Source organism: Burkholderia sp. PR2 (assembly GCF_052372875.1).
Lineage (GTDB): Bacteria > Pseudomonadota > Gammaproteobacteria > Burkholderiales > Burkholderiaceae > Burkholderia > Burkholderia diffusa.
In genome coordinates this window covers 1,226,349-1,251,989 of sequence record NZ_JBQRWH010000001.1, presented here as the reverse complement: position 1 = coordinate 1,251,989, position 25,641 = coordinate 1,226,349, and the positions used below count along the sequence as shown (strand labels likewise).

23 protein-coding genes are annotated in these 25,641 nt (G+C 67.0%); 17 read left to right on the top strand and 6 right to left on the bottom strand.

The annotated features are described in order from the left end of the window. Positions 1–907: 907 nt before the first annotated feature. Both ACT2FV_RS05455 and ACT2FV_RS05450 read left to right on the top strand, forming a co-directional pair. On the top strand, positions 908–1,690 hold the full coding sequence (locus tag ACT2FV_RS05455; protein ID WP_059599269.1) for a Crp/Fnr family transcriptional regulator: 783 nt from the start codon (positions 908–910) through the stop codon (positions 1,688–1,690). 32 nt (positions 1,691–1,722) lie between these two features. Continuing rightward, positions 1,723–3,114, top strand: coding sequence for an undecaprenyl-phosphate glucose phosphotransferase (locus ACT2FV_RS05450; RefSeq protein WP_059599331.1), 1,392 nt, complete (start codon positions 1,723–1,725; stop codon positions 3,112–3,114). An 82-nt stretch (positions 3,115–3,196) separates the two neighbouring features. Here ACT2FV_RS05450 and ACT2FV_RS05445 read toward each other — a convergent pair whose 3' ends face one another. Beyond that, the gene (locus ACT2FV_RS05445; RefSeq protein WP_170296460.1) at positions 3,197–3,370 is read right to left on the bottom strand and encodes a hypothetical protein; all 174 of its coding nucleotides are present in this window, start codon (positions 3,368–3,370) and stop codon (positions 3,197–3,199) included. Between the two features lie 343 nt (positions 3,371–3,713). Between ACT2FV_RS05445 and ACT2FV_RS05440 the strand changes: the two genes are divergently transcribed. Both ACT2FV_RS05440 and polX read left to right on the top strand, forming a co-directional pair. Then, the gene (locus tag ACT2FV_RS05440) at positions 3,714–4,106 is read left to right on the top strand and encodes a TraR/DksA family transcriptional regulator (protein WP_444503395.1); all 393 of its coding nucleotides are present in this window, start codon (positions 3,714–3,716) and stop codon (positions 4,104–4,106) included. Between the two features lie 169 nt (positions 4,107–4,275). Further along, a complete protein-coding gene (gene polX, locus ACT2FV_RS05435) occupies positions 4,276–6,042 on the top strand; it encodes a DNA polymerase/3'-5' exonuclease PolX (RefSeq protein ID WP_444503394.1) in 1,767 nt (588 codons plus the stop codon). A 15-nt stretch (positions 6,043–6,057) separates the two neighbouring features. Here the strand turns inward: polX and ald are convergent, their stop codons facing one another. Next, positions 6,058–7,173 (bottom strand): alanine dehydrogenase, encoded by a 1,116-nt coding sequence (ald, locus tag ACT2FV_RS05430; RefSeq protein ID WP_124623680.1) that lies wholly within the window; start codon positions 7,171–7,173, stop codon positions 6,058–6,060. 323 nt (positions 7,174–7,496) lie between these two features. On the opposite strand from ald, the gene ACT2FV_RS05425 reads away from it, so the two are divergent. Next, positions 7,497–7,910 carry a DUF3995 domain-containing protein gene (locus ACT2FV_RS05425; RefSeq protein WP_444503393.1) on the top strand — a complete coding sequence of 138 codons (414 nt, stop codon included), beginning with the start codon at positions 7,497–7,499 and terminating at the stop codon, positions 7,908–7,910. Positions 7,911–8,144: 234 nt separating this feature from the next. On the opposite strand, the gene ACT2FV_RS05420 is transcribed toward ACT2FV_RS05425, so the two are convergent. Further along, on the bottom strand, positions 8,145–8,504 hold the full coding sequence (locus ACT2FV_RS05420; protein ID WP_444503392.1) for a hypothetical protein: 360 nt from the start codon (positions 8,502–8,504) through the stop codon (positions 8,145–8,147). 6 nt (positions 8,505–8,510) lie between these two features. Between ACT2FV_RS05420 and ACT2FV_RS05415 the strand changes: the two genes are divergently transcribed. From ACT2FV_RS05415 to ACT2FV_RS05400, 4 genes are all read left to right on the top strand, one after another. Next, positions 8,511–9,257: a gluconate 2-dehydrogenase subunit 3 family protein gene (locus ACT2FV_RS05415; RefSeq protein ID WP_444503391.1), complete on the top strand. Its 747-nt coding sequence runs from the start codon at positions 8,511–8,513 to the stop codon at positions 9,255–9,257. Continuing rightward, positions 9,257–11,035, top strand: a complete 1,779-nt coding sequence (locus ACT2FV_RS05410; RefSeq protein ID WP_444503390.1) for a GMC family oxidoreductase — start codon at positions 9,257–9,259, stop codon at positions 11,033–11,035. The genes ACT2FV_RS05415 and ACT2FV_RS05410 overlap by 1 nt, the downstream gene beginning before the upstream one ends. After that, positions 11,032–12,456, top strand: a complete 1,425-nt coding sequence (locus ACT2FV_RS05405) for a cytochrome c (RefSeq protein WP_444503389.1) — start codon at positions 11,032–11,034, stop codon at positions 12,454–12,456. The genes ACT2FV_RS05410 and ACT2FV_RS05405 overlap by 4 nt, the downstream gene beginning before the upstream one ends. Positions 12,457–12,666: 210 nt before the next feature. Further along, the gene (locus ACT2FV_RS05400) at positions 12,667–14,388 is read left to right on the top strand and encodes a cation:proton antiporter domain-containing protein (protein ID WP_124900703.1); all 1,722 of its coding nucleotides are present in this window, start codon (positions 12,667–12,669) and stop codon (positions 14,386–14,388) included. Between the two features lie 130 nt (positions 14,389–14,518). Here the strand turns inward: ACT2FV_RS05400 and ACT2FV_RS05395 are convergent, their stop codons facing one another. Both ACT2FV_RS05395 and ACT2FV_RS05390 read right to left on the bottom strand, forming a co-directional pair. Then, entirely contained in the window at positions 14,519–16,411 is a 1,893-nt protein-coding gene (locus ACT2FV_RS05395; RefSeq protein WP_124623697.1) for a peptidoglycan D,D-transpeptidase FtsI family protein, read from the bottom strand. Positions 16,412–16,788: 377 nt separating this feature from the next. After that, on the bottom strand, positions 16,789–17,136 hold the full coding sequence (locus ACT2FV_RS05390; protein ID WP_444503388.1) for a DUF3564 family protein: 348 nt from the start codon (positions 17,134–17,136) through the stop codon (positions 16,789–16,791). 648 nt (positions 17,137–17,784) lie between these two features. Between ACT2FV_RS05390 and ACT2FV_RS05385 the strand changes: the two genes are divergently transcribed. Beyond that, a complete protein-coding gene (locus tag ACT2FV_RS05385; RefSeq protein WP_124623699.1) occupies positions 17,785–18,984 on the top strand; it encodes an SDR family oxidoreductase in 1,200 nt (399 codons plus the stop codon). A 78-nt stretch (positions 18,985–19,062) separates the two neighbouring features. On the opposite strand, the gene hpaR is transcribed toward ACT2FV_RS05385, so the two are convergent. Next, positions 19,063–19,503, bottom strand: coding sequence for a homoprotocatechuate degradation operon regulator HpaR (hpaR, locus tag ACT2FV_RS05380; RefSeq protein ID WP_059599282.1), 441 nt, complete (start codon positions 19,501–19,503; stop codon positions 19,063–19,065). A 160-nt stretch (positions 19,504–19,663) separates the two neighbouring features. On the opposite strand from hpaR, the gene ACT2FV_RS05375 reads away from it, so the two are divergent. The 7 genes from ACT2FV_RS05375 to hpaI all read left to right on the top strand — a co-directional run bounded on the left by ACT2FV_RS05375 (position 19,664) and on the right by hpaI (position 25,580). Further along, positions 19,664–20,353, top strand: coding sequence for a fumarylacetoacetate hydrolase family protein (locus ACT2FV_RS05375; RefSeq protein WP_444503387.1), 690 nt, complete (start codon positions 19,664–19,666; stop codon positions 20,351–20,353). Further along, positions 20,350–21,114, top strand: a complete 765-nt coding sequence (locus tag ACT2FV_RS05370; protein ID WP_444503386.1) for a fumarylacetoacetate hydrolase family protein — start codon at positions 20,350–20,352, stop codon at positions 21,112–21,114. Before ACT2FV_RS05375 ends, ACT2FV_RS05370 begins: the two co-directional genes overlap by 4 nt. Before the next feature lie 26 nt (positions 21,115–21,140). Continuing rightward, positions 21,141–22,604: a 5-carboxymethyl-2-hydroxymuconate semialdehyde dehydrogenase gene (gene hpaE / locus ACT2FV_RS05365; RefSeq protein ID WP_444503385.1), complete on the top strand. Its 1,464-nt coding sequence runs from the start codon at positions 21,141–21,143 to the stop codon at positions 22,602–22,604. A 64-nt stretch (positions 22,605–22,668) separates the two neighbouring features. Continuing rightward, a complete protein-coding gene (gene hpaD, locus ACT2FV_RS05360; protein ID WP_124900709.1) occupies positions 22,669–23,517 on the top strand; it encodes a 3,4-dihydroxyphenylacetate 2,3-dioxygenase in 849 nt (282 codons plus the stop codon). A 29-nt stretch (positions 23,518–23,546) separates the two neighbouring features. Next, the gene (locus ACT2FV_RS05355) at positions 23,547–23,939 is read left to right on the top strand and encodes a 5-carboxymethyl-2-hydroxymuconate Delta-isomerase (protein WP_059599287.1); all 393 of its coding nucleotides are present in this window, start codon (positions 23,547–23,549) and stop codon (positions 23,937–23,939) included. A 20-nt stretch (positions 23,940–23,959) separates the two neighbouring features. Then, positions 23,960–24,763, top strand: a complete 804-nt coding sequence (hpaH, locus tag ACT2FV_RS05350) for a 2-oxo-hept-4-ene-1,7-dioate hydratase (protein ID WP_059599288.1) — start codon at positions 23,960–23,962, stop codon at positions 24,761–24,763. Positions 24,764–24,773: 10 nt separating this feature from the next. Beyond that, positions 24,774–25,580, top strand: a complete 807-nt coding sequence (gene hpaI, locus ACT2FV_RS05345) for a 4-hydroxy-2-oxoheptanedioate aldolase (RefSeq protein WP_124623718.1) — start codon at positions 24,774–24,776, stop codon at positions 25,578–25,580. Positions 25,581–25,641 lie beyond the last annotated feature (61 nt).

Below are 25,641 nucleotides of genomic sequence, written 5' to 3'. Positions count from 1 at the left end.
CTCGTAGGGGGCGGTCGCACGTCGCGCGGCGGTATCCCGGGGGATTTAGCACGCGCGTGCGGATTTGTGTTCGTCGAAATTCGAATGACGATCGCGGGAAAAGGCTAGCACGCAATTGAATTCGATAAATTGCGCACTACGTCACTTCACAAAGTTTGACGATTCAACGTAAATGAAAATGTTATATGGATTTGAAGATCATGCTCTGAAGAGTTAATCGCGTTGATATGGATCGACGGATAAGTCGAGAATTCGATGTCGATCCGGAATCAATCGAGAAGTGACGGGTATCGTACATGTAAAACATTAAGAATGCATCTGGCATTATTTGACAATCGAGATTGCGGTTGTGAATTTATCAATCGAATCATGTGGTTATGTGGGTTATGTGCGTTCGCTTACAAAGCCGTAAATTAATGTGTAGATTCATATTTGAGACAGTTTCAAACGATCATTCGAGGTGCCGTGAACCGCCCAGGCGCCATGCGAGACATCACGGAAACAATTGAAAACGGCCCGTAAGTATTTGAACGATAAGCTTCGCGCGCCGCTGCTGGCGCCGCCGTGCACTCGGTGATCATTGATCAGTCGAATCGCTTCCTGTGTCCACTGTGGCAGAGGGTGTCCGAAAATGAGACGCTTTTGACAGTTTTCAGTTGGTAATTCGGCGGAGCTGAATCGCCGGTCATTTATATATTAAGGATGAAGCGGGTATTGGCACGTAAATCGCTTATTGAGATGGGCGCATCGAAACGGGACGCCCGATTCGATCCGGCGGCGTGAAGCCGCAGGTCGATTGGATGGAGGGTTGTGGGCCGCAACCCGCGTCGCCGTCAGGACGCGCATCACGATAACGAGTTCCGCTGACGCAGTTGCATGCGGCGCGGAAGACAAATGGGATACAGACATGCTTCATCTTCACTCGAGCTACTCGGCGAATGCCATCCTCGATGCCCTCCCGGAGGACAGCATCCGTGCCATCGCACCGCACCTCGAACTGGTCAGGATCAAGGCCGGCATGCTCGACCGTGTCGGGGAACCGATGCGCCATCTGCATTTCCCGACGACCGCCATGATGTCGGTGCAGCACCTGATGGAAGACGGCGCGATGGTCGAGGTTGCCGTGGTCGGCCGCGAAGGTGTGGTCGGCCTGGCGACGCTCGTTGGCGGCACCTCGGTATCGAACCGCATCGAAGTCCGTATCGGCGGGATGGCCTACCGTGTCCCGACCTGCGTGATGCGCGCGGAATTCGAACGTTCGCCGGCGACGTATCGGCTGTTGTTGAACTACTGCCAGGCGATGATGGCGCAGATTTCGCGCAGCGCGTTGTGCAACCGCCATCACTCGGTCAGCGAGCAGTTGAGCCGCTGGCTGCTGCTCGCGCATGACCGGATCGACGGCGACGAACTGGCCGTCACGCAGCAGACGATCGCGAACATGCTCGGCGTGCGTCGCGAGGGGGTGACGGAAGCAGCCGGCAACCTGCAGGAAGCCGGGCTGATTCGTCAACGTCGCGGCCGCATCACGGTGCTCGATCGCGACAGCCTCGAGCGCCAGGCGTGCGAGTGCTACGAGCTGATTCGTGCGGACTATCGCCGGCTGCTCGGCACGCGTGCCGGCGTGCGATCGATGCCGGTGCGATCGCGCATGCACGATGTGCACGGCGGATTCCCCGCGCACGGTGCGTGACGATGCATGCGACGGCGGGTGGAACGAATACGATGCGGCGCGCCGCGATCGCCGCGGCCGATGCCGCGCTCGTGCTGGCAGGCGCGCTCGCCGCGCAGGCGGTGATGGGACTCGCCTGGCGCGATCTGTCGGACGCGCAGCGCGGCGCGATTGCATTGCTGTGCGCGTTGACGGTCGCGCTGTTGCCGCGCAGTGTGCGCTTGTCGCGCGGCGCGGCATCGTCGCATGACAGCGGCACCGTGCTGACGCGCACGATGATCGCCGTTGTGTGCGTGGGCATGCTGACGGTGGCTGGCACGATGTGGATCATGAACCGCGGCGGCACGGTCACGACGCGCTGGATTGCGCGGACGGTGCTGTCCGGCGACGCGGCACTGCTGCTTGGCAGGCTGGCACTGTGCGCGCTGGCGATCAAGCGGGGCGATCGGCGCGCGCGGCAGCGGCGGGTCGCGATCGTCGGCGCGACCGCTTACGGACGGGTGGCGATCGAGCGCATGCAGCGCGAGCCTGCCGGCCCGTTCGCGGCGGCCTGCGTGTTCGACGACGACGCGCCGGCCTCGGCAGCCGCCGACGGAATCGGCGGTGTCCCGGTGATCGGCGACTGGGGCGCGCTGCGGCGCATGATCCGCGGCGGCGAGATCGACGAAGTGTGGCTCACGCTGCCGATGTCGCACGAGTCGCGCATTCAGCGCATCGTGCGCGAATTGCGCGACGAGTTCGTCGAGTTGCGACTGTTGCCTGACGTGCGGCAGATGGCGGTCGTCGAGCGATCCGCGACCGATGTGCTCGGCATGCCGGCAATCAACCTCGCGACCACGCCGCGTTCCGCTCCGGAACTGTGGGCGAAGTTCGCGTTCGACCGGATGTTCGCGGTCGCCGTGCTGATCCCGCTGCTGCCGCTGCTTGCGGTGCTGGCGGTCGCCGTGAAGCTGTCGTCGCCGGGGCCTGTCTTGTTCAGGCAGCGCCGCAAGGGTGCCGACGGTCGCGAGTTTCACATCCTCAAGTTCAGGACGATGCGCGTGCATCGCGCACAGCCCGGTGTCGTGCGGCAGGCGTCGCGCAACGACGCGCGCATCACGCCTGTCGGCGCGTTCCTGCGACGCACGTCACTCGACGAGCTGCCCCAGTTCTTCAACGTGTTGTTCGGCCAGATGTCGGTGGTCGGCCCGCGTCCGCATGCGATCGAACACGACGACTTCTACCGGCAACTGGTCGACTGCTACATGTATCGCTATCGCGTACGACCGGGGATCACCGGATGGGCGCAGGTGAACGGCTATCGCGGCGAGACGCGCAAGGTCGAGGCGATGGCCGCGCGTGTGAAGTTCGATCTGTTCTACATGCAGAACTGGAGCTTCTGGTTCGACATGAAGATCATCCTGATGACGGTCGTTCGTGGCTTCGTCGGGCGTAATGCATTTTGATGAACAGGATTGCGAATTATTATGCGTGGTTTTTTCGTCGTCGATGCGATGCTCCACGCAACGGCGCACCTGAAACCGCGCGTCAACCGTCCGACGGCGGCTGAGCGGCCGCCGGCGACGCGGTGGGCGTGACGGCGGGGCTGGCATCGGGCGCGGCTTGGGCGCTCGACGGCTGGATGGCGTGCTGGATCGTCGGCACGACCATCGTCGGGAACAGGGCCGCAAGGGCCACCCAGATGACGACGCCGAACAACATGACGTTCTCCCGGAAAACCGCGGATTCACCGCGCATGCTTTCAATCTATGTCGCAACTTTTTACAGGGGATTGATCGACCTCAACGGCGGCTGCGTCAGACGAATGCGGGCGTGCTGGATTATCGCGTCGGTCCCCGGTTTTTCGCGCGCATGGTGCGGGCGCTGACGACGGTCAACACATGCGTGTGCATTGGGTTTATGCTGCGTCGAATGCGTCCGGCGCTTCGTGCGGCCGGGCGCGCATCCGGGCGCGGCGAGCCGGGCGTTCCGGCCCGCCGCGCACCGGCGCGACAACCGCGCGCCGCATGCGCTTTGCGCGGAACCCGGAAAAGGAGAGACGGCGATGGCGCTCGATCGAGAACAACGGCAGACGCTGCAGCGGCGCCTGACCGAGAGCGAGCAGGCGTTGCGGGCGAACATTCGCACGAGCGAGGACCAGCGCGCGTCGGAGTCCTATGCGGATCTCGCCGGCGCGGCGCCGGACGAGGGCGACGAGGCGAACGCCGATCTGTTCGTCGACATGGATCACGCGCTGATCGGGATGAAGCTGGCCGAGTTGCGTGCGATCGGGCGCGCGCAGCAGCGCATCCGCGACGGCAGCTACGGCGAATGCATCGATTGCGATGCGCCGGTCGGCTACGAGCGGCTGCTCGCGCGCCCGACTGCCGAGCGTTGCACGCATTGCCAGTCCCTGTACGAGCGTCGCTACGCGACGACGCCGCGCGCATCGCTCTGATGTATCGGCGCAAGAGCCGCGCAGGCCGCATGCCTCGCGCGACATGACACGGGCAATCGGTGCAGGATGATCAACGGGCGCCCGCCGTCGTCGACATGCGGCGCCGGGCGGGCAGAGGCCGCCGCACCAGCGCACGGCGCCATCCACGTGGGAGGGAGCCACGCCGACCATGCCGATCCACAATGCCGAGTGTGCGGCCGTCTTCGCCGAAATCGCCGATATGCTCGAGATCCAGGGCGCCAACCCGTTCAGGGTGCGCGCCTATCGCAACGCGGCGCGGACGATTGCCGATTATGGGCGCGACATTCCGGCGATGCTCGCGAGCGGCGGCGATCTCGGCCGGATTCCATCGATCGGTGCCGATCTCGCGGCGAAGCTGCGCGAGATCGCCTCGACCGGCACCTGCGAACTGCAGCAAACGCTACGCCATGCGCTGCCGCGCGCGATCGTCGAACTGCTCGACGTGCCGGGGCTCGGCGCGAAACGAGTCAAGGCGCTGCATGACGCACTGCACGTCGAGTCGCTCGAACAGCTACGCGTCGAAGCGAAGAGCGGGCACGTGCGCGCGCTGCCGGGTTTCGGCGCGAAGACCGAAGCCCATCTCCTCGACGCGATCGACGACCGCCTGAAGCGCGAGCCGCAACGCTTCCTGCTGCCGGATGCCGCGCAATCGCTGATGCCGTTGCTCGAGCGTCTGCGCAAGGTGGCCGGCGTCGGGGAAGCGGTGCCGGCGGGCAGTTTTCGCCGCAACCGCGAGACGGTCGGCGACCTCGACATCCTCGTGACGGCGCGCGATCCGGCCGCGGTGGCCGATGCGTTCGTCGGCTACGGTGAAGTCGCGCGCGTGCTCGCGAACGGCAAGACGCGTTCGAGCGTCATGCTCGGCAACGGGCTGCAGGTGGACCTGCGCGTCGTCGATGCCGGCGCGTTCGGTGCCGCGCTCGTCTATTTCACGGGATCGAAGGCGCACAACATCGCCCTGCGCAGGATCGCGCAGGCCGGCGGCCTGAAGATCAACGAATACGGCGTATTCCGCGGCGACGAGCGGATCGCGGGCGCGACGGAGGCATCCGTCTACGAGGCGATCGGTCTTCACTGGGTACCCCCCGAGTTGCGCGAGGACCGCGGCGAGATCGACGCGTCGCGCGCGGGCACGCTGCCGGCGCTGGTCGAGCGCAGGCACGTTCATGGCGATCTGCATGCGCATACCAGGGCGTCGGCCGGGCGCGACAGCCTGCGCGCAATGGCGGATGCGGCCCGGGCCCGCGGGCTCGCGTATCTGGCCGTCACCGATCGCGCACCGGATACGCAAGGTGGCCGAGCCGATGGCGACTGGCTCGTGCGGCAGATCGACGAGATCGACCGCCTCAACGCGTCATTCGACGACTTCGTGCTGTTGAAGGGCGTCGAGGCCGGCATTCGCGAAGACGGCAGTCTCGACGTGCCCGACGACGTGCTTGGGCGCCTCGACCTCGTCGTCGGCGCGGTGCGCGACGGCTTCGACCTGACAGGCGACGCGCAGACCGGGCGAATCCTGCGTGCGATGGATCATCCGTATTTCACGATCCTCGCGCATCCGACCGGCCGGCTGCTCGGCGAACGCGACGCATGCGAACTCGACGTGCCGCGTGTGCTCGCCGCGGCCGCCGCGCGCCGCTGCTTCGTCGAACTCGATGGCGACCCGCGACGGCTCGATCTGCCGGACGTCTGGTGCCGCGAGGCCGCGAAAGCCGGTGTCGCCGTGGCGATCGGCTCGGACGCACGGTGCGCCGACGATCTTGACAACCTCGAATACGGCATCGGCCAGGCGCGGCGTGGTTGGCTCACGCGGCACGACGTGCTCAACACGCGCACGCTCGCGCAACTGCGGCCGCTGCTGGCGCGCACGATGCACGCGAGCGGGGCGTCGAAGCGCGGCCGCCCGAAGGGCGCGTGACGGCGCCCGCCGAAGTCAGGCCAGCACGTCTTCCGCCGGTACGTACGGCAGGCCGAGCGCCAGCGCGACGGCCTCGTAGGTGATGCGGCCGTCGCACACGTTCAGGCCCGCGCGCAGATGCGGATCGTCGGCCATCGCGCGTTTCCAGCCCTTGTCGGCGAGCGCGAGCGCATGGCCGAGCGTCGCATTGTTCAACGCGAACGTCGACGTGCGCGCGACCGCGCCGGGCATGTTCGCGACGCAGTAGTGCACGACGCCGTCGACGACGAAGGTCGGCTGCGCATGTGTCGTTGCATGCGATGTCTCGAAGCAGCCGCCCTGGTCGATCGCGACGTCGACGACGACGGCACCCGTGCGCATCGTCGCGATCATGTCGCGCGTGACCAGCCGCGGCGCCGACGCGCCAGGCACGAGCACTGCGCCGATCACGACGTCGGCGTCGCGCACGGCTTCGTCGATCGTGTGCGCGTTCGAGCAGACGGTCGCGATCCGGTTCGCGAAGACCAGGTCGAGCTGGCGCAGCCGGGCCACGTTCGTGTCGAGCACGGTGACGCGTGCGCCGAGGCCGACCGCCATCTGCAGCGCACCGGTGCCCACCACGCCTGCGCCGAGCACCACGACGTGCGCGGCCGGCACGCCGGGCACGCCGGCCATCAGCACGCCGCGGCCGCCGCGCGGGCTTTCGAGGTGCGTCGCCGCGACCTGGATCGACATGCGTCCGGCGACCTCGCTCATCGGCGCGAGCAGCGGCAGCCCGCCGCCGGGGCCCGTCACGGTCTCGTACGCGATGCACACCGCGCCGGACTTCACCAGCGCGGCCGCCTGCTGGGGATCGGGCGCGAGATGCAGATACGTATAAAGAATCTGTCCGCGCCGCAGCATCGCGCACTCGGCCGCCTGCGGCTCCTTGACCTTGATGATCATGTCGGCGCGCGCGAAGACGTCGCGCGCGTCGTCGCACAATGTCGCGCCTGCGGCCGTGTAGTCGTCGTCGTGCAGACCGATCGCGGTGCCCGCGCCGCGCTGCACGAGCACGCCGTGGCCATGACGCGTGAGTTCGCGCGTGCCGGCCGGCGTGAGGCCGACGCGGTACTCGTGATTCTTGATCTCCTTCGGCACACCGATCAGCATGAGTCGCCTCCATGGGTATTCGTCATTGTTGTCGTGCCCGAGCGCGCCGGCGAACGGCACGTATGCGACGGCTGCGCATGCACGGTTCGAGTGCCGTACTGGAATAAAAGGGTAGTGGTGCCCGGAGGGAAGTCAAGCGGCGGCCGGTGCGACGGTGCGCGCGCATTGCATCGCAGCACGCGGCGTGGCGTATTGCGACCGGACGTCGCAATGCATGCGGCACGTGGTTTGGGTATCGTCTCGTGTTGCGCGGAACGGAGCCGCGTGCTGCCGGAGCCGTTCCGGCTGGATCACGACACGATGAGACAAGGAACCTTACCGAGATGAGCGGCGCGTATTTCAGCGTGCCGACGCTTTGTGCGATTGCAATCGTTCACGTCTACTGGGCGTTCGGCGGACGGCTCGGCAAGCGTGCGGCCATTCCGGAACAGGACGGGGTACCGCTCCTGCGGCCGACCATGCTCGGCACGCTCGCCGTCGCGACGGCGTTGCTGGCCGGCGCATGCGCGGTGGCGTCGCGCGCCGGCTGGCTGTGGCCGAACCTGTATCCCGGCGCGATCGCGTTCGCGATCGTTGCGCTCGCATTGATCTTCGCGGTGCGCGCGGTCGGCGATTTCCGCTACGTCGGCTTCTTCAAGCGGGTGCGCGGGTCGCGTTTCGCGCAGATGGACAGCCTGTGTTACTCGCCGTTGTGCGTGGCGCTCTCGTTGTCGATCGCGTCGATGCTGTGGTCGTGATGAGCGTCGCGCCTGGCGCGGCAGCCAGTTTGCAGCGCGCGGAGCCCTGACGCCCGTCGCCGCGTCGCGATCGAACGCGCGGAGTGGGCGAAGCCCGCGCATCGCGCCACCGTGGTGAGCGTCGACACGACCCGCGCCACGGGTCTTGCGCATTCCGGAAAACGATTTCCTCATTATTGCGGTTTTCGATGTAATGAATTGCATTGAACCCTTTGGAAATGGAACCGGTTCCATTTATAATTCGCGGCGTTTGTCGTCGGGCCCGGAATGAGGGTCGTGCACGATGCGCTTGCCGTCGGCCAGCGCGGCGTCTAAGTTGAACAGGGCCATGGCGATGAAGGGCAGATGCGGGCGGTAAGCCGGTATCTGCCCGATGATCAGACCCGCGAAGAGGTCGAACCCGCAGCGCGCCGGAACCGGCGCGCTGCGCGGCTGCATGACGGCGCCACCGCGCAGCGCGTGGCGTGCGCCCGCATCGAGGTTGTTCGCAACGCCGCAAGAACAGGACGGCCGGCCGCGCGCGGCAAGGCTGCCGTGCCGGGCATGCCGCATGCGGAATGCGCGCCCCGAACCACGTTCCACAACGATCACCATCCGACCATGTCCACGCCACCCGACAAACCCAATTCGCGTCGCCGCTTCCTGCGCACGTCGGTCGCGCTCGTGCCGATCGCGTCGGTCGCGTCGGTCGCCGGTTGCGACCTGCGCTCGTCGTCGTCCTCGACCACGGCCGGCAATGCCTCCACCGCGCCGGCCGGCGGCGAACGCGCGCCGTACAAGCCGACCTTCTTCGATGCGAAGGAGTGGGCGTTCGTCCAGGCCGCCGTCGACCGGTTGATCCCGGCCGACGCCGAAGGCCCCGGCGCGCTCGAATCCGGCGTGCCCGAATTCATCGACCGCCAGATGGAAACCCCGTACGCACACGGCGCGACGTGGTACATGCAGGGGCCGTTCCAGCAGGGCGTGCCCGAGCTCGGCTACCAGCTCAAGCTCGTGCCACGCGACATCTACCGGCTCGGCATCGCGGCGGTCAACCGCTATTGCGAAAAGGCCCATGGCAAGGTGTTCGCCGATCTCGACGCGCCGACTCGCGACACCGTGCTCGGCGAACTCGAAAAAGGCGGCGCGCAGATCGACGACGTGTCGTCCGCCGTGTTCTTCGGCCAGTTGCTGCAGAACACGCGCGAAGGCTACTTCTGCGATCCGGTGCACGGCGGCAATCACGACATGGCCGCGTGGAAGATGATCGGTTTTCCGGGCGCGCGCGCCGACTTCATGGATTTCGTCAACCAGAACGGCAAGCCGTACCCGTACGGCCCCGTCTCGATCAACGGGGAGCGCAGCTGATGGCCGCAGAGAAAAAGCCGCATGTCGATGCGGTGATCGTCGGCTTCGGCTGGACCGGCGCGATTCTCGCGAAGGAACTGACCGAAGCGGGCCTGAACGTCGTCGCGCTCGAGCGCGGCGAGTATCGCGACACCTACCCGGACGGCGCGTATCCGAACACGATCGACGAGCTGACCTACAACGTCCGCAAGAAGCTGTTCCTCGACCTGTCGAAGACGACCGTGTCGATCCGCCACGGCGTGCAGGACACCGCGCTGCCGTACCGGCAGCTCGCCGCGTTCCTGCCGGGAGAGGGCGTCGGCGGCGCGGGGCTGCACTGGTCGGGCGTGCATTTCCGGATCACGCCGGAAGAGCTGCGCCTGCGCAGCCACTACGAAGAGCGCTACGGCAAGAAGTTCATCCCGGAAGGGATGACGATCCAGGACACGGGCGTGACCTACGACGAGCTCGAGCCGCATTTCGACTTCGCCGAGAAGGTGTTCGGCACGTCGGGGCAGGCGTACAAGGTCGGCGGCAAGGTGGTCGGCGACGGCAACGTGTTCGAAGCGAACCGCAGCGACAACTTCCCGCTGCCCGCGCAGCTCAACACCTATTCGGCGCAGCGCTTCTTCGACGCGGCCAGGTCGCTCGGCCTGCATCCGTACCGGCTGCCGTCGGCGAATACGTCGGGCCCATACACGAACCCGTACGGCGTGCAGATGGGCCCGTGCAACTTCTGCGGCTACTGCAGCGGCTACGCGTGCTACATGTACTCGAAGGCGTCGCCGAACCTGAACATCCTGCCGGCGCTGAAGCAGGCGCCGAACTTCGAGCTGCGCTCGAAGTGCCACGTGCTGCGCGTGGACCTCGACGGCACGAAGAAGCGTGCGACGGGTGTCACCTACGTCGACCCGGCCGGCCGTGAAGTGCATCAGCCGGCCGATCTCGTGATCGTCGCGGCGTTCCAGTATCACAACGTGCACCTGCTGCTGCTGTCGGGTATCGGCAAGCCGTACGACCCGATCTCGGGCGAAGGCGTGGTGGGCCGCAATTTCGCGTACCAGAACCTGTCGACGATCAAGGCGTTCTTCGACAAGGACACCTTCACGAACCCGTTCATCGGCGCGGGCGGCAACGGCGTCGCGGTGGACGACTTCAACGCGGACAACTTCGACCATGGCCCGCTCGGCTTCGTCGGCGGTTCGCCGCTGTGGGTGAACCAGGCCGGCGTGAAGCCGATCAGCGGCATTGCGACGCCGCCGGGCACGCCGCAATGGGGCGCCGCGTGGAAGAAGGCCGTGAAGGACAACTATGCGCACACGATCTCGATGGATGCGCACGGCACGAACATGTCGTACCGCGATGTCTACCTCGACCTCGATCCGACCTATCGCGATTCGTACGGCCAGCCGCTCTTGCGGATGACCTTCGACTGGAAGGACAACGACATCAAGATGGCGCAGTACGTGACCGGGCAGATGAAGAAGATCGCGGAGGCGATGGGGCCGAAGGCGATCGGCGTGTCGACGCGCGAGTTCGGCAAGCACTTCGATTCGCGCGCATACCAGACGACGCACCTGGTGGGCGGCGCGATCATGGGCACCGATCCGAAGACGAGCGTGCTGAACCGCTACCTGCAATGCTGGGACGTGCACAACGTGTTCGTGATGGGCGCGTCGGCGCTGCCGCAAGGCATCGGCTACAACCCGACCGGGATCATCGCGGCGCTGGCCTACTGGTCGGCACGCGCGATCCGCGAGCAATACCTGAAAAATCCCGCTCCGCTGGTGACCGCATGAAGAGGACAGTGAACCACCACAACGCCGCGCGCCGAATTTCCCCGCTGCGGCGCGCACTGGCGATCGGCACGGCATGGGCGGCGTTCGGTCTCGCGGGCGGGGCGGCCTTCGCGCAACCGGCGGGGCCGGCTGCGGCTTCGGGCCCGACGGCGGCACCGGCGGCACAATCGGCCGACGCGAACCTCGTCAAGCGCGGCGAATATCTTGCCCGCGCGGGCGACTGCATCGCGTGCCACACTGCGAGCGGCGGCAAGCCGTTCGCGGGCGGGCTGAAGTTCGACACGCCGATCGGCGCGATCTATTCGACCAACATCACGCCGGACCCGAAGACGGGCCTCGGCGGCTGGACGCTCGACGACTTCACTCGCGCGGTGCGCGAGGGCGTCCGCAAGAACGGCGACACGATGTACCCGGCGATGCCGTACCCGTCCTACGCGCGCCTGAGCGACGACGACGTGAAGGCGCTGTATGCGTACTTCATGCACGGCGTCACGCCGGTCGAACGCGAAAACCGCGCGGTCGACATCGTGTGGCCCCTGTCGATGCGCTGGCCGCTGATGTTCTGGCGCAAGCTGTTCGCGCCGGCGCCGAAGCCGTTCGACGCGGCGTCGTACACCGATCCGGTGGTCGCGCGCGGCGCGTATCTCGTGCAGGGTCTCGGTCATTGCGGCGCGTGCCACACGCCGCGTGCGGCGACGATGCAGGAGCGCGCGCTGACCGATGCGGGCGGCCTCGACTTCCTGGCCGGCGGCGCGGCGATCGACGGCTGGGTGCCGACGAGCCTGCGCGGCGAGTCGCGCACCGGGCTCGGCACGTGGAGCGAAACCGAGATCGTGCAGTTCCTGAAGACCGGCCGCACGCTGCGCACGGCCGCGTTCGGCGGGATGACGGACGTGGTCGGCCACAGCATGCAGCACTTGAGCGACGACGACCTGACCGCGATCGCGCGCTACCTGAAGACGCTGCCGCCGCGCGTGCAGGGCGAGCAGCCGCACATGTACGACGCGGCCGCGGCGAAGGCGCTGCAGACCGGCGACGCGAGCAAGCCGGGCGCCGCCGTCTATCGTGACAACTGCATGGCGTGCCACCGCAGCGACGGCCACGGCTACACGCGCGTGTTCCCGGCGCTCGCCGGCAATCCGGTCGTGCAGGGCGAGGATCCGACGTCGCTGATCCACGTCGTGCTGGAAGGCAGCGCGCTGCAGGGGACGCACACCGCGCCGTCGACCTTCACGATGCCCCCGTTCGGCTGGCGCCTGTCGGACCAGGAAGTCGCGGACGTGTCGAACTTCGTGCGCACGAGCTGGGGCAATACGGGCACGGCGATCACGGCCGCGCAGGTCGCGAAGGTGCGCAAGAGCACGCCGTCGACGCGGCCGGAGCCGCCGCCGGGCGCGCGGTTCCCGCAGGCGTCGCGCTGACGCACGCGGCGGGACGCCGGTCGCCGCCCGATCGATCCGCCGCGCGCCGCCGGCCGGCGCGTGGGGCGCGTTCCGACTGCCCGGGGTAGTACCCCCGCAATGGCGGGCCACCGCGCGAATATTTCGCGGTGGCCCGCCATTTTTCCATCTCATCCCTTATCCTTCCATTCTTGAACCTTACTAAATAGTTACAAGAACTCGGGAGGGGGGATGCCTCATGACGTCAGCCTGATTGCGTTGCTCGCGGCCGGTTTCGGTCTCGCGATGATCTTCGGTTACCTCGCGTCACTGCTGAAAATGCCGCCGCTCGTCGGCTATCTGCTCGCCGGGATCGTGATCGGCCCCGGCACGCCCGGTTTCGTCGGCGACCTGTCGCTCGCGCAGCAGCTCGCGGAAGTCGGCGTGATGCTGCTGATGTTCGGTGTCGGCCTGCATTTCTCGCTCGGCGATCTGCTCGCGGTGCGCAAGATCGCACTGCCGGGGGCCGTCGTCCAGATTACCGTCGCAACGTTGCTCGGCGGCGGGCTCGCGCTCACGTGGGGCTGGAGCCTCGGTGCGGCGCTCGTGTTCGGGCTCGCGCTGTCGGTCGCGAGCACGGTCGTGCTGCTGCGGGCGCTCGAGGGGCGCGGCCTCGTCGAGACGGTGAATGGGCGCATCGCGGTCGGCTGGCTCGTCGTCGAGGATCTCGTGATGGTGCTGGTGCTCGTGCTGCTGCCGCCCGTCGCGGGGCTGCTCGGCGGCACGCCGCCCGGCGATGCGCACGCGGCCGGCGGTAGCGTGTGGGGCACGCTCGGCGTCACGATGCTGAAGGTCGCCGCGTTCATCGCACTGATGCTCGTGGTCGGCAAGCGCGTGTTCCCGCGCATCCTGTGGCTCGTCGCGCGCACCGGTTCGCGCGAGCTGTTCACGCTGTGCATGATCGCCGCGGCGGTCGGCATCGCGTACGGCGCGGCGAAGCTGTTCGACGTGTCGTTCGCGCTCGGCGCGTTCTTCGCCGGGATGATGATGCGCGAGTCGGAGTTCAGCCGGCGCGCGGCCGACGAGACGCTGCCGCTGCGCGACGCGTTCTCGGTGCTGTTCTTCATTTCGGTCGGGATGCTGTTCGATCCGACGGTGCTGCTCACCGAGCCGCTGCACGTGATCGAAGTCGCGGCGATCGTCCTGATCGGCAAGACGCTCGCGGCGGTCGCGCTCGTGATCGCGTTCCGCTATCCGCTGAACACCGCGCTGACGGTCGGCGCGGGCCTCGCGCAGATCGGCGAATTCTCGTTCATTCTCGCGGGGCTCGGTCGTGCGCTCGGGCTGCTGTCGGCCGAAGGGCAGAGCCTGATCCTCGCGGTCGCACTGATCTCGATCGCGATGAACACGCTGCTGTTCGCGATGATCGATCCGGCGCTCGCGTGGATCCGCAAGCATTCTGCATTTGCGCGCAAGCTCGAGGCGCGCGACGATCCGCTCGCCGCGCTGCCGATGTCGACGCCGCAGACGCACCTGACCGGGCAGGTCGTGATCGTCGGCTACGGCAAGGTCGGCACGCGGATCGCGCATGCGCTGGACGAGCGCGGCATCGCGTATGTCGTCGTCGAGCAGAATCGCGAGCTCGTCGAAAAGCTGCGCGCGGACGGCGTCGCCGCCGTGTCGGGCGACGCGATCGAGCCGGTCGTGCTCGTGCAGGCGCATATCGCGCGCGCCGGGATGCTGGTCGTCACGCTGCCGGACGTATTCGACGTGCGGCAGATCGTCGAGATCTCGCGCACACTGAACCCGATGCTGGAGGTCGTGCTGTGCACGAACAGCAGCGACGAGGCCGCGTTGCTGTCGAGCGAGGGTGTCGGCACCGTGTTCATGGGCGAGAGCGAACTCGCGCGCGGAATGACCGAGCACGTGCTCGGCAGGATGGTGAAGCCGGTGGCGGATGCGCACGCGCACTGACGGTCGCGCGGCCGGGTTCGCGCGGGTGGCGGGATAGTGTTGGCCAGCGGAAAGGGGGCGTGCCGGGAATTCGGCACGGCGAACAGTCGACCTGTTCGCCTCGCGCGGCGCCCAGTGCGCCCCGGCGGCTTCAGCCTGCCGCCGCCTTCGCCGGTACGGCCGCGCCGGATTGCGCGGCCGTTTTCACGGGGGCCGATGCCTTCTGCTCGCCCGCCGTCTTCGGTTGCGCCGTGGCCTTCGGCGCCGCGACGGTCTTCTGCGGTGCGGCCTTGACCGGCGCATTCGGCGTCGGCTCGACCGGTGCGTCGGGCGGCACGCCGAGCAACTGCAGCGAGCCGCTCGTGACCGACGAGAACACCGGGCCGGCCACCGTGCCGCCGTAATAGCCCTTGCCGCGTGGCTCGTCGATCATCACCGCGACGATCAGGCGCGGGTTGCTCATCGGCGCCATCCCCGCGAACAATGCGCGGTACTTGCCCTTCGCATAGGTCGCGCCGACCTGCTTGCGCGCCGTGCCCGTCTTGCCGCCGATCCGGTAGCCGTCGACGCGCGCGCGGCGCCCCGTGCCGCCTTCGCCGACGGCCGACTCGAGCATCGCGCGGATCGCCGCCGCGGTTTGCGGCGACGTCACGCGGTGGCCGCGATGGGCATTGATCGTCTGCGGGTCGGAGCCGTTCTTCAGCAGCGACACCGGGTGCAGCGTGCCGTCGCCCGCGTAGGCGGTGTAGGTCTGCGCGATCTGCAGCAGCGACATCGACAGCCCGTAGCCGTACGCCATCGTCGCCTGCTCGATCGGCCGCCAGCGCTTGTAGCCGCGCAGGCGGCCCGACGCGACGCCCGGGAATGTCAGCTCCGGCGCGCGGCCGATCCCGTATTCCTGGTACTTGTTCCAGATCGTTTCGGCGGGCAGGTTCAGCGCCAGCTTCGCGAGCGCGACGTTGCTCGACTTCTGCAGCGCCTGCGAGACGGTCAGCGAGCCGTGGTTCGACGTGTCGTGGATCACGGCCGGGCCGATCTTGTAGGTGCCGGGCGATGTGTTGATGATCGTGTTCGGCGTGACCTTGCGCTCGTCGATCGACAGCGCGACGACGAGCGGCTTGATCGTCGAACCCGGCTCGAACGTGTCGATCACCGCGCGGTTGCGCAGCTGCTGGCCCGTCAGCCGGGCGCGGTCGTTCGGGTCGAAGGTCGGGTAGTTCGCGAGCGCGAGGATTTCGCCGTTCTGCGCGTCGAGCACGACCACGCTGCCGGCTATCGCGTTGTTCTCGAGCACTGCGGCCTTGAGCTGGCTGAACGCGAGCTGCTGGATCCGCCGGTCGATCGTCAGTTCGATCGTCGCGCCGTGCTGCGCGGGCACGAGCGGACGCGTGTCGGACACGATGCGGCCGAGCCGGTCGCGGATCACCTCGCGCTGCCCGGAGGTACCCGACAGCCGCCCGTTCGCCGCGAGCTCGACGCCTTCCTGGCCTTTGTCCTCGACGTTGGTGAAGCCGACTACGTGCGCGGCCGATTCGCCCTCCGGATAGAAGCGCTTCGAGTCGGCGATCTGCGTGATGCCGTCGATCTCGAGCTTGTCGAGCCGGCTCGCGGTGTCGGCGTCGATCTGCCGCTTGAGCAGCACGAACGTGCGGTCGTTGCGCAGGCGGCGCTTCACTTCCGCGAGCGGCATGTCGAGCAGCTTCGCGATCTGCGGATAGTCGATTTCGGCGACTTGTTTCGGATTCGCCCAGATTTCATACGTCGACAGGCTGACCGCGAGCATCGCGCCGTTGCGGTCGACGATGCGCCCGCGCATCGCGTCGAGCTCGATCGTGCGCTGGTAGCGCTTCTGGCCTTGCCCGACGTAGAAATCCTGGTTCGCGACCTGCACCCAGAAGGCGCGTCCGATCAGCGCGGCGAAACCGAGGGACACCATGATCACGACCAGCTTCGAGCGCCACATCGGCAGGCGCGACGCGAGCATCGGATGCTTGGTCGCGGCGGCGTATGGATCGGCGGGATGGGTCTTCTTTTTCACGCTCATGCAAGGGCCGGGTCGGGCCGCCGGACGGCGGCAAGTCAGTTGGAATAATGCGATTGTAATAAATGAGTAAACATCATGTGGGGAAAGTATGTTTCGGCCCCATAAAAGGTTTGCGTTTCCGCCCGGGTAGGGTCCGAAGAAGGGAAGCGCGGCGAAATGGCAATGCGGCCTGACGTACTTGTGCCGACGGAGCCGGGAGGGATGGGCGGAGCGTTGTTACCGCCGCCGCGGTTCGATTAACCCGGCCCCGATTAATTAAGGGTCCGGAAAATAAAAAGGCGCCTCGAAGAGAGGCGCCGTTATTCGTGAATATCTAAATGAATATCGCGGAAACTGGAATAAACCCGAAAACCGCAGAGGATTGCCGTCAAAAATACCTATCGCGCGACGGCAATAAATTCATGATATTCCGACTCCGCCGTGGAACGATCGACCGCCTGCAGTCGCCATGCGCCGTCGGGGTGCTCGCCGGCGAGCACAGCCGGACCTTGTTCGCGCTGCGTCGCGCTGAACGACAGCCCCTTCAACTGGCATACGGCATTCCCGCTGTCGGCCGCGCAGAGGGCCATTGCGCCTTCCACGTCCCGGACCTTGCCCCAGCTCGGAAGATCGATCCCCTGGTGTGCCTCGCGTGACCACAGCCCCTCATCGGTATCGACCCAGAGCACCGCGAAGGAGTGACGGGTTGCCGACTCGCTGCCATTAATCCGAATAGTGAGGCGCATTGGATCGTCTCCTGAAAAAAATGACACATTCGACCGTTTTGGTTTGACCAGTCTAGATAGACTGCCGTGAAACGCAAGTGATAATCCGCAATAAATCCGAATTGCACCAATAGGCGTTTCCCGATGAAACGACGTCTGACGATCCGCCACGATCGTGACGGAGCGCGCAAACGCAAGCGCAGCATGATCCGCGCGCCGCGACCGGAACCTGGCGTGTCCCGGACATGCGATGACCCGGGAGAGGCCGCGTCGAAGTGTCGCGTCGAAGCGAGGGCCCGACGCGCATCGGCCATCCTGCCACGGAAGCCCTCGCATGCTGCCCGACCGGACGTTTCGATGATTTGACCGCCTGGCCGGTACGACACACTCCGACATTCGCATACAAATCCGCACACTTTCACGAAACTTTCAGGACAGACTTGCGGGCGATCAGGCCCCACACTTGGATCTTCCGATCCTGCGCCGCGGGCGCCTGTCCGTGGCGGGCCGCCGCCGCCTCGTGCCAGAGATGCGATCGACGCGATCGCGGGCCGCAGCCCGATCGGGATAACCGGGGCGAGCGTCGGCCCCGGCCCGGCCGACAGCCGTGCGCCGCTCCGCGATCCGGGGCGGCCGCGGCGTCCGGCCGATTCTTCGAAGGAGACTATCGTGCTGATCTGGAAAACCGCGTTGTCGCTCAACTGGCGCACGAGCCTCGTGTCGCCGGCCAGCGCACCGGTCGCGGCGGCCAACGTCGGACGGCTGGTGCTCACCGGCGCCACCGGCTTCATCGGCAGCACCGTGCTGACGGCGCTCGTCAACGCCGGGTTGCTCGAGCGCATCGTGTGTGTCGTTCGTGCGGAGCATCGCGCCCACGCGGTCGCGCGTTTGCGCGAAGCGGCATTGCGCGCTGGGCTCGCGCCGTACTGGGCATCGCGTCTCGGCGACGCGAACGTGGTCGTCGGTGCGCTCGGCGACGTGTGGCAGGGCACCGACGCGTCGCGTCTCGCCGGCGCGACGCACGTGATCCATTGCGCGGGCCATGCGTCGCCGGCCGACGGTTCGCACCTGCAGGCCGACATCGCCGATTCGCTGCGCTTTGCCGAGCGGTTCGCGCACGCGCCGCAGCTGCAGCGTTTCGTTTACGTCGGCACCGCCTATGCGCACGCGGGCCGCGGCGGGATCGTGTACGAGGCGTCGGCGGGCGACGCGGCGCAGGGCGGCGACGGGTTGCACGGCGCGGTGCTCGCGGCGGACTACCTGCAAGCGAAGGCCGAAACGGAGCAGCGCCTGCGCGCGCTCGGGCTGCCGCTCGTCGTCGTGCGTCCGTCGCACGTCGTCGGTCATACGGTGCTCGGCACGCGGCCCGCACCGAATTCGTTCTGGATGTTCCGCGTCGCGCACGCGGCGCGGCGCTTTACCGCGCGGCCGATGACGCGCATCGACATCGTGTCGGTCGACGATGTCGCGCGCGCGACGATGCTGCTGGCCGTGAAGCCGACGCTGATGCACGACGTGTACCACGTGTCGGCCGGCGACGAGGCGCCGCAGGTCGCGCAGATCGTGCGCGCGATGGACGAGGCGGCCGGCATGACGGGCGCGCCGCGCTACGCGGCCTGTGCGCCGGCCGAACTGCCGCTCGTGGTGCGCGATGTGCTGGGGCGGTCCGATCCGGCGCTCGAACGCGTGATCGGCCGCGCGTTGCAGCGGTGCGCGGAGTTCGCGATGGTCGATCGCGTGTTCGACAACCACCGCGTGCGCGATGAAATCGATTTCGAGCCGCTGCCGTTCATCGATTACGTCGAGGAATGCATGCGCACGTCGCGCGGCGTCGCGGTGACGGAACTGATGCGCGGCGCGCTGCACTGACGGCCCGCGCGATGCGGGGCCTGCCGATTCCCGGGGGCCGGTTCGTCGCCGCTCGCGGCGGTCCGGCGGCGGCAGGCCCTACGACGCGCTGCCGAGTTCGATCAGCCGGTCGAGCGCCCGGTAGATGTCGTCCAGGCCGTCCTGGCCGAAACGCGCTTCAAGCTGACGATATTGCTCGTCGATGCGCGGACCGATTTCCGTGACCAGTTTCCTGCTTTGCGGCGTCAGGCTCACCAGCAGCCTGCGCTGATCTTCCTGCGCGCGGGTGCGCGTAATCAGGCCGTCGCGCTCCATGCGTTCCAGCACGCCCGTGAGGCTTGGGCTCAGGATGCAGCAGCGGCGCGCGATCTGTCCCGCTTCGAGCGCGTGCGCCGGCTCGCCGTCGAGCACGCGAATGATCCGCCATTGCTGTTCGGTCAGCGCGAATTCCTTGAGAATGGGCCGGAACAGGCACATCAGCGTTTCGCGGGCCTCGAGCAGCAGCATGGCCAGGTTGCGATGGTCGAGCGTACGGTTCATCGGGGTGGGTAGAGGGGCAGAGGACGGGGACGCATCAATCTTAACAGTCGGTGGGAATGAATTTCGTGTATCAGGGTAATCGAGGTTGCGAGCGTTCGATTGTTTACTTAAGATGTTAAGTATTGACGATGCGCCGCGACGCGCGGCAGGGGAATGACGCATGGAGCTGTCCTGCATGACCGCCGCGGCGCCGCCGCTGCCGGTCGCCATCGGTACCGTCTACGGTGCGCTGCTCAACGAGCGCGCCGCACTCGACGCGCTCGGCGACGCCGTTCACGCGCCGCCTTACGGCCGTCCGCCGCAGGCACCGATCCTTTACATCAAACCGGCCAACACGCACGCAGCCGACGGCGCGGCCGTCGTGGTGCCGGCGGGCATCGATGCGTTGGAGATCGGCGCGTCGGTGGCCGTCGTGTTCTCGCGGCGCGCGACGTGCGTGCCGGCCGCGCAGGCGCTCGACTACGTGCACGGCTTCACGCTCGCGAGCGACGTGTCGGTTCCGCACCGCGATTACTACCGTCCGGCCGTGCGCTTCAAATGTCGCGACGGTTTCTGCCCGTTGGGCCCGGCGATCGTGCCTGCTACTGCGCTCGGCGACATCCACGCGATCGGCCTGACGGTACGGATCGACGGCAGCACCGCGGTGTCCGCATCGACCGCCACACTGATCCGCCCGGTGCGCGAGCTGATTGCCGACGTGACGGCGTTCATGTCGTTCGACGCGGGCGACGTGCTGCTGCTCGGCGTTGCGGGTGGCGCACCGCTTGCCCGCGCGGGAAGCGTGGTGGAGATTACCGCTGCCGGCATCGGCACGTTGCGGCATACGTTGATTGCGGAGGAAGCACGATGAAGACGGCGCGCGTGATCTACAACGGCGCACTGCATGCGGCCGAACCGGCCAGCGACGGCGCGATCCGCCTCGACACGGGGCGCGTGCTCGCCGAGGACGCGGTGACGTGGCTGCCGCCCGTCGCGCCGCGCACGACATTCGCGCTCGGCCTCAACTACGCGGACCACGCGAAGGAACTCGCGTTCAAGGCACCGAGCGAGCCGCTGATTTTCCTGAAGGGGCCGAACACCTTCATCGGTCATCGGTCGCGCACCATGCGCCCGGCGGACGCGACGCACATGCACTACGAGTGCGAGCTGGCCGTCGTGATCGGCCGCCCGGCGCGCAACGTGAGCCGGGCGCGGGCAATCGACTACGTTGCCGGCTACACGGTCGCGAACGACTACGCGATCCGCGATTACCTCGAAAACTACTACCGCCCGAACCTGCGCGTGAAGAACCGTGACACCTGCACGCCGCTCGGGCCCTGGCTCGTCAGCCGCGACGAGATCGGCGATGCGGGCGGCCTCATGCTGCGCACGACGGTGAACGGCCGGGAGACGCAGCGCGGCAGCACGCGCGACATGATCTTCGACGTACCCGCGCTGATCGAGCACATCAGCGGTTTCATGACGCTCTCGCCGGGCGACCTGATCCTGACCGGCACGCCGGAAGGGTTGGCCGACACGAAGCCGGGCGACGAGGTGGTGACCGAAATCGAAGGGATCGGCCGGCTCGTGAACACGATCATCGGCGAAGCAGACTACTATCGCGCCGGCTGAGCCCGTCGCCCAAGGAAGGAGAGCACATGACCATCAAGCACTGGATCGACGGCCGCGAAGTCGAGAGCCGCGAGACCTTCACGACGCTGAATCCCGCGACGGGCGACGTGATCACCGACGTCGCATCGGCCGGCGAAGCCGAAGTCGACGCGGCCGTGCGCGCGGCGAAGGAAGCGTTCCCGAAATGGGCGAACACACCCGCCAAGGAGCGCGCGAAGCTGATGCGCAAGCTCGGCGAGCTGATCGAGAAGAACGTGCCGATGCTCGCCGCGCTCGAGACGCAGGACACGGGTCTGCCGATCGCACAGACGAGCAAGCAGCTGATTCCGCGCGCGTCCGAGAACTTCAACTTCTTCGCGGAAGTGTGCGTGCAGATGAACGGCCGCACGTATCCGGTCGACGACCAGATGCTGAACTACACGCTGTACCAGCCGGTCGGCGTGTGCGCGCTGGTGTCGCCGTGGAACGTGCCGTTCATGACCGCGACGTGGAAGACGGCGCCGTGTCTCGCGCTCGGCAACACGGCCGTGCTGAAGATGTCGGAGCTGTCGCCGCTGACGGCAGACCAGCTCGGCCGGCTCGCGCTCGAGGCTGGCATTCCGCCGGGTGTGCTGAACGTCGTGCAGGGCTACGGCGCGACCGCAGGCGACGCGCTGGTGCGCCATCCGGACGTGCGCGCGGTGTCGTTCACGGGCGGCACGGTCACGGGCAAGCGGATCATGGAGCGCGCGGGCCTGAAGAAGTATTCGATGGAGCTTGGCGGCAAGTCGCCGGTGCTGATTTTCGACGATGCCGATTTCGACCGCGCGCTCGACGCGTCGCTGTTCACGATCTTCTCGATCAACGGTGAGCGTTGTACCGCAGGCTCGCGGATCTTCGTGCAGCGCACGATCTACGATCGCTTCGTGCAGGAATTCGCGCGCCGCGCGAACAATCTGGTGGTCGGCGACCCGTCCGATCCGGCGACGCAGCTCGGCGCGATGATCACGCGCCAGCACTGGGAGAAGGTGACCGGGTATATCCGGATCGGCGAGCAGGAAGGCGCGCACGTGGTGGCCGGCGGCGCGGACAAGCCGGCCGGTCTCGCCGAGCATCTGCGCAACGGCAACTTCGTGCGCCCGACCGTGTTCGCGGACGTCGACAACCGGATGCGCATCGCGCAAGAGGAAATCTTCGGACCGGTCGCGTGCCTGATCCCGTTCGAGGACGAGGAAGAAGGTCTGCGGCTCGCCAACGACACGTCCTACGGGCTCGCGTCGTACATCTGGACGCAGGACGTCGGCAAGGTGCATCGCCTCGCGCGCGGTGTCGAGGCCGGGATGGTGTTCGTGAACAGCCAGAACGTGCGCGACCTGCGCCAGCCGTTCGGCGGGGTGAAGGAGTCGGGCACCGGCCGCGAGGGCGGCGAGTACAGCTTCGAGGTGTTCGCGGAGATCAAGAACGTGTGCATCTCGATGGGTTCGCATCACATCCCCCGCTGGGGCGTGTAACTGGCGCGGGTCGTTCCGCCGCAGGAACGCCGCCAGAACGCCAGAACGATACGGAGACTTAACGATGGGCAAACTGTCCCTCGCCGCGAAGATCACGCACGTGCCGTCGATGTACCTGTCGGAGTTGCCCGGCAGGCATCATGGCTGCCGCGAAGCGGCGATCCGCGGCCATCAGTTGATCGGTGAGCGCTGCCGCGCGCTCGGCGTCGACACGATCGTCGTGTCGGACGTGCACTGGCTCGTCAACGCCGGGTATCACGTGAACTGCAATGCGCGGTTCGCGGGCACGTATACCAGCAACGAACTGCCGCATTTCATCCGCGACATGGAGTACGCGTATCCGGGCAACCCGGCGCTCGGCCGCCTGATCGCCGAGACGGCCAGCGCGCGCGGCATCGCGACGCGCGCGCACGAGATCGACAGCCTCGAACTCGAATACGGCACGCTCGTGCCGATGCGTTACATGAACGGCGATCAGCACTTCAAGGTCGTGTCGATCGCGGGCTGGTGCATGTGGCACACGCTCGACGAAAGCCGGCGCTTCGGCGAGGCGCTGCTCGAGGCGATCGGCAAGAGCGATTCGAATGTCGCATTCCTCGCGAGCGGTTCGCTGTCGCACCGCTTCAACGACAACGGCAGCCCCGAGGAATCGATCCACCAGATCAGCCGCGAATTCTTCCGGCAGGTCGACCTGCGCGTGGTCGAGCTGTGGAAGCAGGGCGATTTCAGGACCTTCTGCGCGATGCTGCCCGAATACAACACGCATTGCCACGGCGAAGGCGGCATGCACGACACGGCGATGCTGCTCGGCCTGCTCGGCTGGGATCGCTACGACAAGCCCGTCGAGATCGTCACCGACTATTTCGCGAGCTCCGGCACCGGGCAGATCAACGCGATCTTCCCGCTCGCCTGAGCGCCTCATCACCTATCAGGAGCGTTGCCATGCCACACATCGTCGTCGAGTACACCGCGAACATCCGCGACGACGCGCGCATTCCCGCGCTGCTGCGCACGATCAACGCGACGCTGATCGCGCAGGGCGGCGTGTTCCCCACGGGCGGCATCCGCTCGCGCGCCATCGAGCTGCAGGACTACTGCGTCGCCGACGGCACCGAGGACGACGCGTTCGTCCACGTAACGCTGAAGATCGGCTCGGGTCGCAGCGACGAAACCAAGAAGGCCGCGTGCGACGCGTTGTTCGACGCGATCAAGGCGCATTTCGCCGAACTGTACGCGAAACGTTACCTCGCGTTGTCGATGGAGCTCACCGAGTTCAGCGAAAGCGGCTCGTACAAGCACAACAACATCCATGCCCGCTACAAGCGGGCCGGCTGAACCCCATTCCCGATCCGACCATGCTCGAACCTGCCCTCATCGATCAGCTCGCCCGACGCCTGCACGACGCCGAGCGCGCGCGCACGCAGATCCGCCAGATCTCGCTCGACCATCCCGACATCACGATCGACGACGCCTATGCGATCCAGCGCGCGTGGGTGAATCTCAAGCTTGCGGAAGGCCGCACGCTGAAAGGGCACAAGATCGGCCTTACGTCGAAGGCGATGCAGAACACGTCGCAGATCGACGAACCCGATTACGGTGCGCTGCTCGACGACATGTTCTTCGACGACGGCGGCACGATTCCGACCGGGCGCTTCATCGTGCCGCGCGTCGAGGTCGAACTCGCATTCGTGCTCGGCAAGCGGCTTGCCGGCCCGAACTGCACGATCTTCGACGTGTACGACGCGGTCGACTACGTGGTGCCCGCGCTCGAGATCATCGACGCACGCAGCCAATCGATCGACCCCGACACGAAGCGGCCGCGCAAGGTGTTCGACACGATCGCCGACAACGCGGCCAATGCGGGCGTCGTGATCGGCGGGCGCCCGGTGCGGCCGCAGGACGTCGACCTGCGCTGGGTCGCGGCGATCATGTCGCGCAACGGCGTGGTCGAGGAAACGGGGGTCGCGGCCGGCGTATTGAACCATCCGGCCAATGGCGTCGCGTGGCTCGCCAATCGGCTGGCGCGTTTCGGCGTCGCGCTCGAGCCGGGGCAGATCGTGCTGGGCGGCTCGTTCACGCGACCGTGCGCGGCGCGGCCGGGCGACACGTTCAGCGTCGACTACGGTCCGCTCGGGACGATCCAGTGCCATTTCGAGTGAGGGGCGCGCGATGCAGATTCCGCCGAATGTCTTCAAGCGCGCGCTCGCGCGCGGCGATGCGCAGATCGGGCTGTGGCTCGGGCTCGCGAATCCGTACAGCGCCGAAGTCGTCGCCGGCGCCGGGTTCGACTGGCTGCTGATCGACGGCGAGCATGCGCCGAACACGGTGCCGACGATTCTCGCGCAGTTGCAGGCGATCGCGCCGTATCCGTCACATGCGGTCGTGCGGGTGCCGTGGAACGATCCGGTGATCGTCAAGCAGGTGCTCGACCTCGGCGCGCAGACCTTGCTCGTGCCGATGGTGCAGAGTGCCGATGAAGCGTGCGCGGCGGTGGCCGCGACGCGTTATCCTCCGCACGGGATTCGCGGGGTCGGCAGTGCGCTTGCGCGCGCGTCGCGTTGGAATCGCGTTGGGGACTACCTGCATCGCGCGAACGACGAGATGGCCGTGCTCGTACAGGTCGAGACGCGCGCCGGGCTCGATGCGATCGACGCGATTGCGCGGGTCGACGGCGTCGATGGCGTGTTCATCGGGCCGGCGGACCTCGCTGCCGATCTCGGGCATCTCGGCAATCCGGGGCATCCCGATGTGCAGGCTGCGATCGACGGCGCGATCCGGGCGATCAAGGCGGCAGGGAAGGCGCCGGGCATTCTCAGCGCGGACGAGGCGGCGGCGCGTCGGTATCTCGAGGCTGGGGCGTTGTTTGTTGCGGTCGGCGTGGATACAACGCTGCTGGCGCGGAGTGCGGAGCGACTGGCGGCGCGATTCAAGGGGAACGGCGGCGAGGCGGCGAAGAAGGGAGATGGGACGTATTGACGAATGGCGGCGGCAGGCGTTTTCCGTCTACCGGACGCTTGCCTTCCGTCCCATGGTTTCC